Origin of the sequence: Staphylococcus sp. HMSC62D11, from assembly GCF_001839145.1 — a bacterium.
In the GTDB taxonomy this organism is placed as follows: domain Bacteria; phylum Bacillota; class Bacilli; order Staphylococcales; family Staphylococcaceae; genus Staphylococcus; species Staphylococcus lugdunensis.
Genome location: NZ_KV840185.1, coordinates 97,957 through 112,816 on the forward strand (window position 1 = coordinate 97,957; position 14,860 = coordinate 112,816).

General features: G+C 33.8%; 14 protein-coding genes and 1 pseudogene. 4 read left to right on the plus strand and 11 right to left on the minus strand.

Annotated features, from left to right (window positions below; genetic code table 11):
• Window positions 1–337: pseudogene (locus HMPREF3267_RS05055) on the plus strand (glycerol-3-phosphate transporter); the annotation flags it as partial.
• A 212-nt stretch (window positions 338–549) separates the two neighbouring features.
• Here the strand turns inward: HMPREF3267_RS05055 and HMPREF3267_RS05060 are convergent.
• Both HMPREF3267_RS05060 and lepB read right to left on the minus strand, forming a co-directional pair.
• Window positions 550–1,974 (minus strand): DUF6056 family protein, encoded by a 1,425-nt coding sequence (locus HMPREF3267_RS05060; RefSeq protein WP_062078415.1) that lies wholly within the window; start codon window positions 1,972–1,974, stop codon window positions 550–552.
• Between the two features lie 127 nt (window positions 1,975–2,101).
• A complete protein-coding gene (lepB, locus tag HMPREF3267_RS05065) occupies window positions 2,102–2,680 on the minus strand; it encodes a signal peptidase I (RefSeq protein ID WP_002461066.1) in 579 nt (192 codons plus the stop codon).
• 284 nt (window positions 2,681–2,964) lie between these two features.
• Here lepB and HMPREF3267_RS05070 point away from each other — a divergent pair, with 284 nt between their 5' ends.
• From HMPREF3267_RS05070 to HMPREF3267_RS05080, 3 genes are read left to right on the plus strand one after another with little or no spacing between them, the layout of a single operon-like run.
• Window positions 2,965–3,723: an ABC transporter ATP-binding protein gene (locus tag HMPREF3267_RS05070; RefSeq protein ID WP_062078413.1), complete on the plus strand. Its 759-nt coding sequence runs from the start codon at window positions 2,965–2,967 to the stop codon at window positions 3,721–3,723.
• Complete coding sequence (locus HMPREF3267_RS05075; protein WP_062078411.1) at window positions 3,713–5,599, plus strand: FtsX-like permease family protein; 1,887 nt, start codon at window positions 3,713–3,715, stop codon at window positions 5,597–5,599. The genes HMPREF3267_RS05070 and HMPREF3267_RS05075 overlap by 11 nt, the downstream gene beginning before the upstream one ends.
• A 24-nt stretch (window positions 5,600–5,623) precedes the next feature.
• Window positions 5,624–5,821, plus strand: a complete 198-nt coding sequence (locus HMPREF3267_RS05080) for a VraH family peptide resistance protein (RefSeq protein ID WP_002461061.1) — start codon at window positions 5,624–5,626, stop codon at window positions 5,819–5,821.
• 64 nt (window positions 5,822–5,885) lie between these two features.
• Here HMPREF3267_RS05080 and HMPREF3267_RS05085 read toward each other — a convergent pair whose 3' ends face one another.
• From HMPREF3267_RS05085 to HMPREF3267_RS05125, 9 genes are all read right to left on the minus strand, one after another.
• Entirely contained in the window at window positions 5,886–6,455 is a 570-nt protein-coding gene (locus HMPREF3267_RS05085; protein ID WP_037543495.1) for a helix-turn-helix domain-containing protein, read from the minus strand.
• A gap of 405 nt (window positions 6,456–6,860) precedes the next feature.
• On the minus strand, window positions 6,861–7,766 hold the full coding sequence (locus HMPREF3267_RS05090) for a phosphate/phosphite/phosphonate ABC transporter substrate-binding protein (protein WP_062078409.1): 906 nt from the start codon (window positions 7,764–7,766) through the stop codon (window positions 6,861–6,863).
• Between the two features lie 251 nt (window positions 7,767–8,017).
• The gene (locus HMPREF3267_RS05095) at window positions 8,018–8,800 is read right to left on the minus strand and encodes a glucose 1-dehydrogenase (RefSeq protein WP_002479212.1); all 783 of its coding nucleotides are present in this window, start codon (window positions 8,798–8,800) and stop codon (window positions 8,018–8,020) included.
• 3 nt (window positions 8,801–8,803) lie between these two features.
• Window positions 8,804–10,099 carry an MFS transporter gene (locus HMPREF3267_RS05100; protein WP_002461056.1) on the minus strand — a complete coding sequence of 432 codons (1,296 nt, stop codon included), beginning with the start codon at window positions 10,097–10,099 and terminating at the stop codon, window positions 8,804–8,806.
• 35 nt (window positions 10,100–10,134) lie between these two features.
• Window positions 10,135–11,736 carry a xylulokinase gene (locus tag HMPREF3267_RS05105; protein WP_062078407.1) on the minus strand — a complete coding sequence of 534 codons (1,602 nt, stop codon included), beginning with the start codon at window positions 11,734–11,736 and terminating at the stop codon, window positions 10,135–10,137.
• A 429-nt stretch (window positions 11,737–12,165) separates the two neighbouring features.
• Window positions 12,166–13,245 carry an NAD(P)-dependent alcohol dehydrogenase gene (locus tag HMPREF3267_RS05110; protein WP_002479209.1) on the minus strand — a complete coding sequence of 360 codons (1,080 nt, stop codon included), beginning with the start codon at window positions 13,243–13,245 and terminating at the stop codon, window positions 12,166–12,168.
• Between the two features lie 301 nt (window positions 13,246–13,546).
• Window positions 13,547–14,092 carry a TetR/AcrR family transcriptional regulator gene (locus HMPREF3267_RS05115; RefSeq protein WP_002479208.1) on the minus strand — a complete coding sequence of 182 codons (546 nt, stop codon included), beginning with the start codon at window positions 14,090–14,092 and terminating at the stop codon, window positions 13,547–13,549.
• Window positions 14,058–14,453 carry a DUF3147 family protein gene (locus tag HMPREF3267_RS05120; RefSeq protein WP_002461049.1) on the minus strand — a complete coding sequence of 132 codons (396 nt, stop codon included), beginning with the start codon at window positions 14,451–14,453 and terminating at the stop codon, window positions 14,058–14,060. The genes HMPREF3267_RS05115 and HMPREF3267_RS05120 overlap by 35 nt, the downstream gene beginning before the upstream one ends.
• Window positions 14,454–14,472: 19 nt before the next feature.
• Window positions 14,473–14,826 carry a DUF3147 family protein gene (locus HMPREF3267_RS05125; protein ID WP_002461048.1) on the minus strand — a complete coding sequence of 118 codons (354 nt, stop codon included), beginning with the start codon at window positions 14,824–14,826 and terminating at the stop codon, window positions 14,473–14,475.
• Window positions 14,827–14,860 lie beyond the last annotated feature (34 nt).

Below are 14,860 nucleotides of genomic sequence, written 5' to 3' on the forward strand. Positions count from 1 at the left end.
TACTGTCTTTGTACTCATCTACTGGTTAAATCCACCAGGACATGCCTGGTTAGATAATATCTCATTAATTATGATTGGATTCCTTATTTATGGTCCTGTTATGCTCATTGGCCTTCAAGCACTAGACTATGTACCAAAGAAAGCTGCAGGTACAGCAGCTGGTTTAACTGGCTTATTTGGCTATTTGTTTGGTGCAGTGATGGCTAACATCGTACTCGGTTTTATTGTTGATCACATGGGCTGGGATGCTGGGTTTATCTTATTAACCATTGTTAGCATTTTAGCTATGCTCAGCTTTATTTTAACTTGGAACAAACGTGGTCAAGAAACCGTGTAATCCAATAAATTAATCTATATACATTTTAAATATATAATAAAGTCTGGGACATAATTATATTTTAGGCTCTGAGTTCTATATTGGCAGTAGTTGACTGGATTGAAAATACGCGTATACCAAGCTTTTTTCAATCCTAGTCAACCTTGCCGGGGCGGGACTAAGAATTCATAATGAATTCTGTCCCGCTCCCTTTTATAAATACTTATTTTTTATTAATGATAGTGTGTTTTAATAATAAACTTTGTTTTTTTGTAGTCAATGCCATAATACAATTTGAAAAATGGTGTCATATAGGTATTTTCAGTTGGGTCTCCCATATGATGAAACTGTGGATATGGCAAGCCCGGTAACTCCACTGTTTTCGCATTTTTAGGTAGATGTTCAACAATTTGAGTACGTTCCATTTCAGTTTTCTTATTTTCACCGATTGGTAATAATATCGTAACGACTAACGTCACAATCAATCCCACATTGATCCAATTACTATAAGTAAAGGTAACATCTGGTGTCACCTCATCTACCATGGTTAACACAATTAATAGAACAAAGATTAAACTTGCTAATGCTGTACGTCCACCATATGGTGTGATAAAGAAAAATGGTACCGTACAGACAAATGTACTTAAAGCATACAGCACTAACATGTCGAAACGTGATGTTTGATAAAAATTATATAAAGCAAATCCTATAAAAGCACCAAGGTAAATAATAAATAATATACCTGCTACAATGTGCGTCATGCTAGGGTGTGGTACTTCTAAGTTACGATGGTTAAAGAATAAATATACCGTTCCTAAAAACATGCCGAGTAATAATATCACATTCACTTTATCAATGCGATTCAGTTTCTTAGCAACATAAACACATGCTAGAAAAATAAGCGGAATCAAATACATATTATGCGTATAATAAATATCTAACATCGCATTAAATAAGCCTTGGTCTGTACCTACCGTGCGATAAGCATCTTTTGCTGTAGCAATTGAATAATATGCTTTATTTGAGAACATTGCTATAGCTCCAATAAACAAACTAACAAAACCATAGACTAGATATTTAGAAATACGTTTATATTTTAAATAATAAATAATACTAAAATAAACAGTGACAAACAATAAATATAAGCTTACATGTTCCACAAGTAACATCGATAAAATTGCCAAAATAATATTTAGCAAAACATTTAACGGTGTAACTTTCCATTGCCGATTAACAATAGCCTGCCCCAACAATACAAAGTAAAGCATGGCAACAGCTGAAGTTACGTAATTTACATATCCTGCTACCCATCCAAATGTTTCAGCAAAAATCTGAGTTGGCATAAGCATCACAATAATTAATGTGACAATACTTTTTTGTAACGCGCGTTTCTTATATGCTAAACGACTCATTAATAAAATTAATAATGATGAAAAAATGGTCATTCCTATCACTCTAATAAAACTTGAACGCACAAAGATAATCTCAATAATATTACTGATATATCGTCCATTATAGTCATAAAAGAAACTTTTTAATCTATCCATCCCAACATGCGTGCGCCAAGTCCAATCATCACCACTTAATGGCGTAATGGCACTTAAAAGTAAGAAAAATAAGATAATAAATACACTTTGATAATTCTTTAATACTTTCATTTAATTTTCTCCTGATACAATTATGTAATTATAAAACATTATATCATCTTTATAGCAAAATGTGACAAAAAAATAAAGCGCACAATCTATTTTGTTACTCATAGATTGTACGCTTACTTTTGATTATTTACTTATCAAATGTTCCAGGATTAAATTTTGTTGTCCACTCACCAAATGGCCAGAAACGTAACACAACTTTACCTACAATTTGTTCTTTATCAATAAGCCCTACCTGTGGAAAACGACTATCTAAACTGTTTTGACGATTATCACCTAACACTAAATATTTGTCTTTAGGAATCTTCGTCTCACCATTAGCATTTTGCAAATCACTCGATTTGAAAGAACCTGTCAGATACTTACCATTTTTATGCTCTTTGTTATATTTTAAATAAGGCTCATCAATTTTTTTATTATTAACATATAGTTGGTCACCTTTATACTCAACTTTGTCTCCAGGTTTACCAATTAAACGTTTAATAAAGTCTCTATCTTTATCTTCTTTAAAGACAACGATATCACCATTATCAATATGGTCTAACGTTTTGGAAATTTTACTCACTACTACTTTTTCTCTATCTTTAAATGTTGGATACATTGAATCTCCCGAAACTGAATATGTAACTCCAATAAATTTAACAACTATACCTACAATGATAAGTGCAACTGCTATAGACACAATCCACTCTAAGATCTCTTTTTTCACTTTTATCCCGCCTAATTATTTTAGATTTCTATTATGCTAACGACTTATGTCTCATTTTACAATTTATAATCTGCGTTATTTGATATATTCTATTTTATCATAGTTCATTTTTAAAATTATAATCTATTCCCGCTAAAAATAAAACTCATATTAACTATAGCTTGTTATTATTTATTTCTTTCAACTTTGTAAGTTAAACATCATTGTTTGTAAGATTAGATAAAGGCGCTTGTGTTGAATAACTCATAAAATAAAAATATCGATAAAACAAGAGGAGTGACACAATGCCTATATTAAATGTTAATCATTTATCTAAAGTTTATGGTAAAAAACAAAAATATAAAGCACTACACGATATTAACTTTTCGGTTGATAAAGGAGAATTTGTAGCAATTATGGGCCCATCTGGTTCAGGTAAAACAACGTTACTTAATGTAATCAGCTCTATTGATACATTATCAGGTGGTACTGTTGAAATTAATGGTCACACATTAAACAACTTAAATGATAAACAACTTGCACAATTTCGTAAAACAGACTTAGGTTTTATCTTTCAAGACTATAGCGTCTTACCAACGTTAACTGTCAAAGAAAACATCATGTTACCACTATCAGTACAAAAGTTATCTGCAGCAGAGATGGAGCAAAATTATAGCGAAGTAACACAAGCCTTAGGTATCCATGACTTAAGTCATAAATATCCTAGTGAAATTTCTGGTGGTCAACAACAAAGAACAGCAGCTGCTCGTGCTTTCGTTCATAAACCAAGCATCATTTTTGCTGACGAGCCTACAGGTGCGCTTGATTCTAAAAGCGCCCAAGATTTACTACATCGTTTAGAAGATATGAACCAACACTTTAATACAACGATTGTAATGGTTACTCACGATCCTTCAGCAGCAAGTTTCGCACAACGTGTCATTATGTTAAAAGATGGTGCTATTTATTCTGATTTCCGACAAGGTGAACACACTAAAAGCACCTTTTATGACCGCATTATTCAACTGCAGTCTTCAATGGGTGGTGTAGCTAATGACGTTTAATCAAATCATTTTTAAAAATTTACGTCAAAACATCAAAAACTATATGTTGTATTTATTTTCACTTATTTTAAGTATTGTACTGTATTATAGTTTTGTCACTTTACAATATACAAAAAGTATTAATAACGAGAATGCTGGTACAATTGTTCAAAAAGGTGCAATGATAGGTGCTATTTTTCTCTTCATTATTATTATCATTTTCTTAATGTATACCAATCATTTATTTATTAAACGACGAACAAAAGAATTTGCACTATTTCAATTGATTGGTTTAAATAAACATAACATCTTACGTATGTTATCAATAGAACAGTTTACCTTTTTTGCACTGACAGGTATTATAGGAATATTTATTGGAACGTTTGGTTCACAGCTTTTATTATCAATCTTAATACGTATGATGCATTTATCTATTAATGTCTCAATTAGTTTTGAACCCATGGCGTTGATTCAAACCATGATCATGCTACTATTAGCTTTTATTATGATATTTTTGCAAAATCGACGTTTTTTAAAGAAACGTAGCATTTTAGATATGATGAAAGATAATATATCTTCAGAAGCTACTAAAGCACGCATCACCATACCTGAAACGGTTGCCGGCCTATTAGGTATCATCATGATAGCCTTTGGATATTATATTTCCACGGAAATGTTTGGTCAATTTAAAGCCTTAACACTCACAATGTTATCACCTTTTGTTATTCTATTCTTAACGATTGTCGGTGCCTATTTATTTTTCAGAAGTTCAGTTTCTATTATTTTTAAATCTTTGAAAAAATTAAAGCATGGACGTATTAATATTACAGATGTCGTCTTTACGTCGTCTATTATGCACAGAATGAAGAAAAATGCTTTATCGCTAACGATTATCGCAATCATTTCAGCGGTCACGGTTACGATTTTATGCTTTGGTGTCATTAGTAAATCCAATACTGATTACACACTTAAGGCAACGTCACCACAAGATATCAACTTTTCAAAAGCATCTTCTGCACAAAAATTTGAAGAACAGTTAAAGCAAAAAGGCATTCGTTATCATAAAAAAGAAGTATCTGTCTTAATGACCAAAATTGTCAAAAGTGAGGCACTAAAAAATAAATTAAATGATACAAATAATCAACTAAGCTTGGGTATCATGCCAGATCAAAAAGTACAAGGTAATAAGGCAACACTAACGAATCTCAAGGGTCCATTAAGCGGTATAGTTAACATTCACTTAAATCGCAATGTCACTGTTAAAGGACAATCACAACAAACCTTTAACGTTAACGCAATAAATAAAGATGAAGTGATTTCAATGCTTGCATCAAATGGTGGGCCTGTATTAAAAGTAAGTCCGGAAAAATACCAATCGTTGGCAAATGATAAGCTTATTGCTACACACTATGGCTATAATATTCACACGCATCAACAGCTTAAACAGGCCGAACATATAGCTCAGCGTGTCGCACCTAATGTCACGATTCAAAGTCAAACAACAACCATGCTAGATCAATCAAATGGTATCTTAATGTTTGTTTCTTCATTCCTTGGTCTAGCCTTCTTAGTTGCAGCGGGTTGTATTATTTATATTAAGCAGATGGATGAAACCGAAGATGAAATGAGCAATTATCGTATCTTACGTCGTATTGGTTTCACGCATATTGATATGATGAAAGGTATAGGTTTTAAAATATTATTCAACTTTGGTTTACCTTTATTGATTGCCTTATTACATGCTTTATTCGCAGCTCTGGCTTTTATGAATTTATTAGGGCAACAAGATTTAAGACCTGTTATTGTAGTCATGGTTGTGTATACCATCGTTTATTTAATATTTGCTGTTATTTCATTTATCCATGCAAACAATAAGATTAAACAAGCATTAAATTAATATATTTTGAAAGGATGTATTGTCATGAAATTTAAAGAATTAGTTAAACAATCATACGAGGATTTAAAAAACTTAGAGGTTAATTGGTTTAACGGTATAACATTGACACTAGCTGTTATCATTTTAAGTAGTATAACAACACCTATTCTTGGTGTGCCTGCAGGGTTACTCGGGGGCGCTTATTACTTAAAACGTCGTGAAGAAAAGAATAATCATAAGTAGATAGTATATAGGGGCAGTAACACAGCTAAATGAAATAACTGTGATGACTGCCCCATTTTTAAATTTATAAGAATACATCAGTTAACCATAAACTAGCTAGTACAATAATCATAATACTACCAACAAAACAGATAAAAGCTAAAGCACTCGTGAAGAGCTCACGTTTTTTCGTTACTTGAACTTTATTAGGATCTTCTCCATTCATAAATGCAATAATACGATCTGCATTTTCCATGTTATGTTTATATTTAAGTCGATCTATTCGTATACTTGCAAAAAGGCCTATCATGTATAAAATCAATATGATAAATAATCCTAGCCAACTAAAATAATGTATCATAGGCCCTATCAACACAGCGGCTATTACAAATGTTACTAACATACACCATGTCCATTTGTTCATTTCCTTACGTACTACTTCTCTATCCATTTGATATACGTCTCCTTTAACAAGATCATCTAAGGATACATTAAATAGCGAGCACATCATTAATAAATTGTGGATATCAGGCAAACTTTTATTATTTTCCCAGTTAGAAATCGTTTGTCTAGAAACATATAATTTTTCAGCCAATACTTCTTGTGAATAACCTTGCTGTATTCTATATTTTTTTAATTGTTGCCCAACATTTATCATTTTGCACTCCTTAGATTATCTCTGTGAAAATTTCACTCATTTAAATAAGTGATAGTTTTATAGAAACGTATGTTATAGTATTAATCTATCAAATATCTTTAGAAACTGCAGTATTAATAGTGACAAAATGCTTTGACAATTTGATATCATCGTGTTTTTTAGACGTCCGTATGTCTAAAATTTTATTTATGTGTTACAAAACAATGTGTATCTTTGGTAAAAAAAGGAGCGGAACAGAATGCATTATGAATTCGAAGTCCCGCCCCAGCAAGGTTGACTAGGAATGAAAACAGCTTGGTATAAGCGTATTTTCAATCCAATCAACTACTGCCAATATTTAGTTCATAACTTAGGACATAATGATGCCCAAACTGATATGGTGATACCCTTCTGTTAATATTTCTAGCCGTCTATCAAGATACGGTTATCTCTAACTTTCTTAAAGTCCGCTTCACTTGTTTTTTCATATCCTTCATGGTCAAAGAGGTCATGAATTAATTGACGTCCTTCTTTCTTTTTGCTGACATTAATAAATGCTTTTGCAATTTTATTACGCCATTCGTCACTTAAATCTACACGAACCGAAATAGTGTCATTTGGTATTTTATCTGATGTATAAATGACTCTCGTATCTTTATAAACATTAGGTTTAGATTTTTTTAGCTCTACACGTGCATCATCATAAGTAGCCACGGCATCTATATCTCCATCTAGCAACGTCTTTAATGCTTGATCTTCATCTTTAAATTGAGACACACGCAATGCACTTTTAGGAATATGTTCTCTTTGCAAATCAGCTAATGGATAAATATATCCTGCAGCTGAATCTGCATCTTGTAACCCAACTTTTTTCCCTTTTAAATCTCTAAGCTTTTTAATGTCACTATCTTTTTTAACCACAATTTGTGAACGATAATAATCTCCCAATTTCTTAGTTTGATTTCCTTTATCATCAACTAAATAGTCTTTAGATTTTAACAGAACATCTACTGTTCCTTTATCTCGACCAATTGTATAGGTTACTGGCGACATGATAGCCACATCCATTTTTTTAGATGCTAAATCTTCAATCATCTTATAATCGCTAGTTGTACGCTGTATATTCACAGGCGCTTTTAACTCTTTAGACAATAACTTTTGTAATGACTCAATTTTATCGTCATATTTCTTTCCCGTTTGTGATTGAGGCGCAACATATTCAATATTAACAGGCTTCTTTGCTACTTTCTTTTTCTTGTTCTCTTCGCAACCATATAAAGAAATTGCCATACACATTGTTAGTATTAGAATTAGTATAATCTTTTTCACTGATATTCCATCCTTTTGTATGAAATTTCTTTTATCATATACTAGTCAAATCATTTTGACCACCCCATTTTTGACAATATTATTAATTATTAATTTTTTATCTCATTTAATACGATTCCTTAACAAAATTTAGCGATTTATTTTACATTTCAAAAGATCATTGAATATAAAACAAGCACAACGATGATTATGGCAAACCATCATTGTGCTATTATTGTGAGATTGATATCTCAGACTGTTTTGAAATTATATTATAATGCTGTGTAACCACCATCGATTGTAAATACACTACCTTGAGCAAATGTTGATGCATCAGATGCGAGGTAAACGACAATACCGCCTAATTCGTGTGGCTCGCCTGGACGACCCATTGGTGTTGCTCCCATCCAATAATCAATCATATCGCCACCAGTATTAAACATTGGTTCAGTTAATGCTGTTTTCATATAACCTGGTGCGATTGTATTTACTTTAATACCGTATTTAGACCATTCCATGGCTAAACTTTTCGTTAACATAATGACGCCTGCTTTAGATGCGTTATAAGATGCTTGCTCTTGTGGTTTATTTGCAATTAAGCCAGACATTGATGATGTATTAATGATTGAACCATTTCCTTGTTTAATCATTTGGCGTCCAACTGCTTGTGCCACTAAGAAAACCCCATTTAAGTTAAGATTGATGACTTTTAACCAATTTTCATAAGAAACATCTTCCGCTTTTTCATTAATTGTCATTCCTGCATTATTAACTAAAATATCAATTTTTCCATATTTTTTAACAACGTCTTGTACCATCTTATTAACATCATCAGGATTTGTAACATCTACTTTTAATGCTGTGGTTTTAACACCTTCATTGTGTGCAATAGCTTGAGCTGTTTCTTCTGCTAAATCTAACTTAATGTCGGCAATTACAATATCTGCACCTGCTTGTGCTAGCGCTTCAGCCATTGCTTTACCTAGACCCATCGCCCCACCAGTTACGATTGCTACTTTACCATTTACTCTAAATTGATCAATAATATTTGTCATAAATTACACTCCTTCATTCGTTTGTACTTGATTTGTTATTTCTACTTCTTTCGTTGGTTGCTGCACTTTCATAAAGAATGTCAAGATGAAGCCTATGATATAAAGAATGGCATAGACCCAAATAGTTACTTTTTCTGTAGTAAACATTAATGTGACACTTGCTATCGCAGGACCACAAAAATTACTTAATCCTGCAGCCAGGTTATGTACAGATACTGCCGCACCCTTATGTTCCGGCACTAATGTTGGGAAAATAGCTGACATCGGTACATATGCCGCCACTGCGAAACCTAACATTAACGCTATTAATGTCGTCACAAAGATGTTTGGACCACTCCACGATGGCAAATAATAGAAGGCTAAAGTTGATAAGGCCATGCCAATACAACCGAACCAACGCACTTGGCGCACCCAGCCAATTTTATCACCGACAACACCCCAGAATAAGTTAGTGAAGATTGTGATAAAATACATCAGTCCCCATACGCGTAGCCATTCAGATGTTGTAAAGCCGAATTCATCAGTATATACACGCGGTAAAAAAGCAACTAAGCCAAATAGCGATAATTGGTTAATAATCCGCACCACAAAAGCAATAGCTACTTGCTTATTACCTAGAAGCGTGATTCCTCGACCAAATTCTGCAAACATTTCTTTTGTCGTCATACGCTTTGCTTCAACGTCTTCACCTTTTTTATCTTTCACCAAGAACGTTGCAATGAGTCCACCAACTAGAATAAATACAATTGATAACCATAATGAACCCAACTCTCCAATAAATGGAATCGTAAAGCTTGGTAAATATGAACCTAATACACCAATACCTATAGAATACATCGCCCAGAACCAACCCATCGCGGATGCGAGTTTATAGGCAGGTGAAGAATATGTAATCCATACGACAAAGCTATAAATAAACATTGGATAAGCAAAACCGCGGATGCCATACATGATAAGCATCATCGCATAGTTTTGTTGTTCTAAACCAAACACTAGAAATCCTACATGAAAGATAATCCAAATAATAAAGGCAAATGTCATGATACGTCTTGGGCTAAATATTTCTGCTAACACACCTGATAACCATGATGCGATAGCCACAACCAAGCCATAAACAGCCAGTACTCTACCAGCTTCTGAGCTACTAAATCCTAGACTCCCAATATATTTAGACAAGAACGCTTGCTCAACACCATCACCCGTCATAAAAATAGCCACTGCAACATAGCCCCAAATAAGTACCATTGGTAAGCCTAAAAATTGACGCTCTGTTTGCTGACTTTGTATCTTATTAACCACGTTTCCATCCCACTTTCATTATTTTGTTTAAACTTTTACATTCCGAATTTTTTTGCTGCTAATTTTTCAAGTGGAATACCTTGCTTGAAACGTTCAGTATACATTCGAAAACTTTCCACTTCTGCAGCAGTTGGCTCAATAGCAACAGACGTCGTATTCTTAAACGCATAGTTGCTTAAATAAGTGGCTAAATCACTATTGCGTTGGTCTTTTAAATATTGTGCTAATACTGCAATGCCCCATGCACCGCCTTCACTTGCCGTTTGCATGACACGTACATTTGTTTCAAGCGCTGCTGCTAAAAACGTTTGCGCAACCTTTTCAGTTTTAAAAATACCACCGTGACCAAGCATAGAATCTATAGTAATATTTTCATTTTCTTTCAATAAATCAACGCCAATTTTCAACGTACTGAATGCGCTATAAATATGCGTTTTCATTAAGTTTGCTAAATTAAAGTTACTATCTACCGACCGCACTAACATAGGATAACCTTGAGGTACATCGGTAATGAATTCCCCAGAGATATAGCCATAAGATAATAAATTTCCCAGGTTATCCTCTCCGTTTAAAGCGCTTTCAAAAACTTTTGTAAAAAGCTCATTTTTGTCGTAATTGACGCCCATCGTTTGTAATACTTCTTCAAAAAGATTTATCCATAGATTAATATCAGACGTGCAATTATTCGCATGAATCATGGCTACCTCATAACCATCTGGCGTCGTCACAATATCTACTTCTGGATAAACACGTTGAATAGGTTGTTCTAACACAATCATTGAGAAGATACTTGTACCTGCTGAAACATTACCTGTACGCGGTGCTACACTATTCGTTGCAACCATACCTGTTGCTGCGTCTCCCTCAGGGGCACAAAGAGGACATCCTGCCTGCAACTCACCATTTGGATCAATTAATTTTGCACCTGTTTCAGTTAGTCTACCAGCAGACTCACCTGCTACGACAACACGAGGTAAAATGTCACCAATCTTTTGGTTATAACCACGCTGCGCAAATAACTTATTAAAGCGGTTCATTAAATCTTGACGATAATCTAGCCGTTGACTATCAATTGGAAACATTCCGGAAGCATCACCAATACCAATCACTTTTTCATCGGTTAAATACCAATGAATATAACCCGCTAATGTCGTCATATATCTTACACGTTCGACATGGGGTTCTGTCTCCATCGCTGATTGAAAAAGTTGTGCGATACTCCAACGCTCGGGAATATTAACATTAAAATCTTCACGTAATACCGTAGCTGCTTCATTCGCATTATTGTTACGCCATGTTCTAAAAGGTACAAGTAAATCATCATGTTCATCAAATACTAAATAACCATGCATCATGCCACTAATACCTAATGACGCTATTTGATTAACAGTCGTATCATATGTATCTTTAACGTATCGTGTCATTTCACCATAACTTTTTTGTAAACCAACCCATGCATCATTCATGGAATAAGTCCAATAGCCATTGTCAAAACTATTTTCCCATTCAAATGAGCCCGTAGCTATTGTATTAAAATCATCATCAATGGCTACCGTCTTAATTCTTGTCGATCCAAATTCAATGCCTACGGAAAGATGACCCGCTTCAATAAAGCGTTTTGTTTCTTCAATATTCATTAACAACCCTCCTTTTCACATTTTATGAAACCGTTACCATTTACAATGCTAACACAATTTATTTTACAACCATAGGAAAATAACATGTATTTCATAGTTAATTTTGAATAAAATAACAACTTTATGCTAAAAGTTCAATATTTCTAACTTTATTAGAAAATATTAAATAGAATTTTCAAAAATATATCTTAAAACTAAAAAACAATAAGGCTATACTGCTATATTGCATAACAATGTATAACCTTATCAATAATGATATATCCGTGAGTGGGATAGTATTCATGATGAATTCTGTCCCATCCTAGCACAGTTGACTAGAAGTGAAAAAATATTGGTATAATCATATTTTCAATCCCGTCAACTACTGCCAATATATCGTTCATAGTCTAAAATATAATGATGTCCCAAACTGAATATTTATCTCTAAATTTATAATTTGGCTGCTTCGATACCATTTGGATATACAATCACTTTTAACGAACCAGATTTATCTGTTCTTGCACGCTCCATTGCTGCTTTTGTTTCTGACAAAGGATATTGATGTGTAAACATAGAATTTAAATCTGCATCAGTATGACTTAAAATTTGAATGCCTGTATCATACGTATTTGCATATCTAAAAATACCAACAAGGTTTATTTCATGATTGGTAATAAAAGGAATATTAAGAGGATTATCCGCCTCTTGAGCTAAACCTACCGCTGCTAGAGTACCACCATTTTTTAATGCTGCTAAAGCACTGCGTAAGGCAATTTGATTTCCTGCTGTCTCAATTGCGTAGTCAACACCATGTTGCTGTGTTAATTCATTTATTCGTTGATTAACATCTTCGTCTTTGACATTAATAGTTGTTGTTGCCCCTAATTTTAGTGCTTCATCTAAACGATTTTGTTCCATATCAGATACGATAATTTGAGTAGCTCCAAAGGCTTTGGCCGCGACAACCGTCATTAATCCCACAGGTCCCATTCCCATTATCACTACAGATGATCCTGGTTGAATATTTGCTCGACGACAAGCTTGTATACCAACTGACAATGGTTCATTCAGGGTTGCTTGTTCATAGCTCAATGTGTCTGGAATATGGAATAAGTAATCTTCTGGATGCTTCAAATATTCCGTAAATGCCCCGTCAACAGGAGGTGTTGCGAGAAATACAACGTCTGGGCACAAATTATATTTTCCGGTTTTACAATATTCACATGTTCCACATGGCACACCCGGTTCAACTGCCACTCGATCTCCAGGTTTAAAATGCGTTACATCACTGCCTACAGCTGCTACTTTTCCAGCGCATTCATGTCCTAAAATAAGTGGTGCTTCAACTACAAATTCACCGACACTACCATGAGCATAATAATGCACATCAGAGCCACATACACCAACTGCTAACATTTGTACCAATACATCATGCGGCCCAAGTTCTGGCACATTCACTTCTTTAATTTCAATATCGTACGGTTCATTTAACACTGCCACTTTCATCTTTCTAGGAATTTCATGATCCATCTTTATCCACCTCATTGTTTTGTTGTTACATTTATGTCGATATCTCGATGTTTGATTTTCCACAAGATTGCTAAGTTAATGCTAGCATTATGAATATATTATGTAAACGATTTCAATAATTATTAGTTTGTTAAATAAAAATGTGAGCGGGACTGAATTCATTAGGAATTCGTAGTCCCGCCCCAGCAAGGTTGACCAGGATTGAAAAAGCTTAGTATAAACGTATTTTCAAATCAGTCAACTACTGCCAATATATCGTTCATAGTCTAAAACATAATGATGTCCCAAACTGTTAAAATCGTTATTGCTCAATATCATAGGCCTTAAGCAAACGCTTTAATAACCGTTGAATATAATGCTCATCTAACTCTTGAGGCTTAATTAAGATATTAAAATAAATGGGTGAAAATACTAAATCAATCATTAAATCTTGGTCTTCTTCATTAAGATAAGGTGCAATCATCTCTTTAAAATTTCGCCGATTACTTTCAAAGTAACCTTTCATAAATAATCCTCTAGCCTCAGATTGCTTAGAACTGACTAATATCTCAATCACAGCTCTTCCTAAATTCGTCTTATAAATAGCCATGATTTGTGTGGCAAAAGCAAACAATGCATCATATAAATTTATATGATTAAACGTAATATCACGTGTATGCGTAACAAACATATCGATAATAATGGATGCTTTATCTTTCCATCGTCTATAAATCGTTGCCTTCGATACACCAGTATTTTCTGCAATTTGCTCTATCGTAATCTCACCGTAGTGTGACATTTCTAATAAACGTTCAATTTCACTAAAAATCTTTTTATCTATCGTTGGATCCTTTGGTCTTCCAGCCATGTCGTTCCCTTCTTTTACGTGCTATAAATTCAACTAACTCAAATATTAAAAATGCACTTACAAACCAAACTATGAAACCAATAATAACACTTAATAGCCACTGATGTGTATAGTTGAGCATGGCCCATGTTGCGATAATACTACATAAGACACCCGTCATACCAAAAATAGCACCACGACTCACATGCATGGCTACTTCATCACCAAATTGCATACCCGTAATAAATAATGATACTAAAAAGACTGCCGGTAAGGTCGCAAAGATACCTCCAAATTCTTTCCATGGCAAAACGACAGATACAATATAGCTTAATAAGACTGCCGTGCCACCAACTAAAAATTTAATTACAGCAAGTTTCATGTTACGAAAGCCTCCAAATTTAAATGTGTTTTACTAAAAAGATGGCAACTGAAATAATAAACCAACAAACAAGTGCAAAAATGCTACCTTTAACATAACCTTTCTTACTTATATAGATAGATGTTAATGCCACTGTTAATATACAAGAAGCAATACCAATAATTGCACCTGTACTCAAATGCATAGACATTTTGACAAGTTCTTCACCACGATGATCAATTGCCAATGCAATGATTGCTGCTAAATAGACTGCCGGCAGTGTAGCGATAATTCCTCCTAACTTACCTCCAATTTTTTCTGACATAATCGATGCAAATGCCACTGCAAAACCACCGATAACAAAGTGTAGAATAGCACTAGAAATACTAAACAATCTTTTCCCTTCTTTGACATTTTATTGTAAAACG

What these genes read in the sequence shown, in the direction of transcription:
- HMPREF3267_RS05105 (WP_062078407.1), bottom strand. Translation starts at nt 11,736, where the DNA reads ATGAATATTGAAGAAACAAAACGCTTTATTGAAGCGGGTCATCTTTCC.
- HMPREF3267_RS05080 (WP_002461061.1), top strand. Translation starts at nt 5,624, where the DNA reads ATGAAATTTAAAGAATTAGTTAAACAATCATACGAGGATTTAAAAAAC.
- HMPREF3267_RS05110 (WP_002479209.1), bottom strand. Translation starts at nt 13,245, where the DNA reads ATGGATCATGAAATTCCTAGAAAGATGAAAGTGGCAGTGTTAAATGAA.
- HMPREF3267_RS05115 (WP_002479208.1), bottom strand. Translation starts at nt 14,092, where the DNA reads ATGGCTGGAAGACCAAAGGATCCAACGATAGATAAAAAGATTTTTAGT.
- HMPREF3267_RS05120 (WP_002461049.1), bottom strand. Translation starts at nt 14,453, where the DNA reads ATGAAACTTGCTGTAATTAAATTTTTAGTTGGTGGCACGGCAGTCTTA.
- HMPREF3267_RS05060 (WP_062078415.1), bottom strand. Translation starts at nt 1,974, where the DNA reads ATGAAAGTATTAAAGAATTATCAAAGTGTATTTATTATCTTATTTTTC.
- HMPREF3267_RS05070 (WP_062078413.1), top strand. Translation starts at nt 2,965, where the DNA reads ATGCCTATATTAAATGTTAATCATTTATCTAAAGTTTATGGTAAAAAA.
- HMPREF3267_RS05095 (WP_002479212.1), bottom strand. Translation starts at nt 8,800, where the DNA reads ATGACAAATATTATTGATCAATTTAGAGTAAATGGTAAAGTAGCAATC.
- HMPREF3267_RS05075 (WP_062078411.1), top strand. Translation starts at nt 3,713, where the DNA reads ATGACGTTTAATCAAATCATTTTTAAAAATTTACGTCAAAACATCAAA.